Annotated in this window: 1 protein-coding gene and 1 tRNA gene; both read left to right on the top strand. The window is 54.6% G+C overall.

What is annotated here, in order from left to right; translation table 11 throughout:
• The coding region (locus ACTG3X_RS14375) for an AMP-binding protein (protein WP_439111961.1) at positions 1–1,841 on the top strand (1,841 nt) is incomplete at its 5' end.
• A gap of 68 nt (positions 1,842–1,909) precedes the next feature.
• Positions 1,910–1,986 (top strand) — tRNA-Met (locus ACTG3X_RS14370).
• The last annotated feature ends 89 nt before the right edge of the window (positions 1,987–2,075 follow it).

The following is a 2,075-nucleotide window of genomic DNA, read 5'->3' as shown; positions in this document are numbered from 1 at the left end:
ACTTTTACGATCTGCGCGGCAAAGGCTCTTCGGGTCTTGTCGAGTGGCTGACAGAGCATCAGATCACTGGGTTTCAAAGCTACCCTGTAGCGTTCCGCTCGATTGTGGGCGCTGCAAAGCACATGATCCCTTCACTGCGCTTTGCCCGCCTGTCAGGAGAGGCTCTTTTGCCAAGTGATGTGGCCGAGTTTGAACGTGTCTTCCCCGAGGGAGCGGTTCTGACCAACAGCTACGGATCCACAGAGTGTGGCCTTCTGGCGTGTTTTGATTTTCCGAAGGGATCGACGGCTATCGACGGACCGTTGCCGGCAGGCTTCCCTCCGCTTCCCGGTGAGCTCACTGTTGTGGATGAAGCGGGCGAGCCTGTCCCTCAGGGGGTTGAAGGTGTGATTGTGAAGCGCAGCCGTTTCCTTGCTGAACACTATCTTCATAACCCCGAAAAAACTGAGGGTGTCTACTGGACCGAGCCTGACGGCACGCGTGTGCTTTACACCGGTGACCTCGGCTTTTTTGACGCGGATGGGTGCTTGCATCTGATTGGGCGGGTCGATGACCAGGTAAAGATACGGGGGTACTCCGTTAGATATTCAGAAGTCGAGGCCGAGGTATCCAAGGCTGGCGGTTTTCGTGAGCTTGCTGTGACCAGTTGGCAGAACCCGCAGGGGGCGCGGCAGTTGGTCTGTCATTTCGTGCATGAAATGGGCAACGCTTTTGACACACGGGCGTTTCGGGATGACTTGCTGAACCGCATTCCTGCTTACATGGTGCCGAATTATTTTTTTGCCCATAGCAGCCTTCCCAAGACGGAGTCTGGCAAGATCAAGCGGAAAGCCTTGCCTACGCCCGAGGCAGAAGGCTGGAAGGACGAGCTGGACCTTGAGACACTCGCCCCAATCCAGAGAGATGTTGCCGAAATCTGGGAAACTGTACTGGGGCACAGAGCCTACTCAATCGAGGATGACTTTTTTGATGTTGGAGGGGATTCTCTCCAGGCGATGTCTGTCCTTGTGGCACTGGAGGACCGTCATAAAGAGCGGTTGGGGTACGAAAGTTTTGTGATGCAGGGGGCTACGATCAAAGACATCGCGCACCGTATCGAGAACGCGCCCCGCGAAGACATGGTGCCGTTGAAACAGGGGCGAAGTGGCCCGCCTGTTTTTGTTCTACCTGTTGAAAATGGCGAGTTTTCAGATTGGTTGTATATGATGAACGCTTTGGGCGAGGGGCGTAGCTATTACGGTGTCCATGTCCGAGACGTCGCGCAGCGGGAAACCTTTGCGCGCAAATCTATCAAGGAACTCGCGGAATATGCTTGTGATACGATAGAGCGTGCCCATGGGCTTGGCCCAATGGTGATTGCTGGGTTTTCTGCTGGCACGCTCCTTGCCATTGAAGTGACACGCGAGTTGCAACAGCGTGGTGCCCTTGATGTTGCACTTGTCGTTGTTGAGCCGACGGCACCCCACTTGCAGACAGAGCGTCTGGACTGGTGGCTACGTCGAATTATGAGCCCGCTTATCAAACAAGGCGATATTGCCCGCATGTTTGACCGCGCTGCGCATATTCTCTTAAGCCGCCCATGTGCGGAGCTGCCTGTGGCGGATGAAACAGCGTTTCGCAGCCACACCCTAAAGCCGCTGAATGTAGAGAGTGTTTTGATGTATTCATGTGAGGAGGAAAACCCTCGCAAAGCTGACAATGAGCGCTATTGGCAGGGTCTGTTAGGCGATAGTCTGGAGATATTGGACGCTGCAGGAAACCATGTTCATGTCATGCGCGACCCGAATGCGGCGAGGCTCGGTCAAAGCCTTGAAACGTGGATTTCAAATAAATTTACATAATCGACGGACATCTAAGATTTTGGGGTTGCGCTTGCGGCAAAGCAGGCGTATTCGGACCACTCACTTGGCGCGGGATGGAGCAGCCCGGTAGCTCGTCAGGCTCATAACCTGAAGGTCGTAGGTTCAAATCCTACTCCCGCAACCAAGTTTAGCGAAATATCGCTTTCAGCAAGGCCCGCCTCATCGGCGGGCCTTGCTGCGTTTCGTATAGCGACCAATTCTCCACGCAGTTCC

Source organism: Lentibacter sp. (assembly GCF_965658795.1).
Lineage (GTDB): Bacteria > Pseudomonadota > Alphaproteobacteria > Rhodobacterales > Rhodobacteraceae > Lentibacter.
Note: the sequence above shows the minus strand (reverse complement) of the source record. Positions and strands in the feature narration are given on the sequence as shown.